We start from the raw sequence: 272 nt of genomic DNA, 5'->3' as shown, positions 1-272 counted from the left end.
CCGTTACCGCAAAATCAGGCGGGCGGCTGATCCTCGTCCCGAAGCCGAAAACGTCCGACGAAGCCATGGAGATCATCCGGAAGAACGTTGGCCGCGCCCTGTGCGCGTCGGCCTGACGCAATTCCCGGCAGGTGTTGGCGTCAAGGATGCTTCGGAGCTGAAGCCGGATCTTGTCGATCCTTGTGGGAACCTGCGCATGGGCTCGAAGATGTTCGCCAAGACCATGCGCATCGTCGCGAAATGGTGTGGCAATCCGACCGGGAATGAGGTGC

Annotated in this window: 1 pseudogene; it reads left to right on the top strand. The window is 61.0% G+C overall.

Annotation, left to right across the window (positions count from 1 at the left end):
- Positions 1-272: pseudogene (locus EOD29_RS31820) on the top strand (conjugal transfer protein TraH); the annotation flags it as partial.

Origin of the sequence: Mesorhizobium sp. M1A.T.Ca.IN.004.03.1.1 (genome assembly GCF_003997555.1) — a bacterium.
GTDB lineage: Bacteria > Pseudomonadota > Alphaproteobacteria > Rhizobiales > Rhizobiaceae > Mesorhizobium.
The sequence above is the reverse complement of the archived record's forward strand: the minus strand, read 5'-3'. Positions and strand labels throughout refer to the sequence as shown.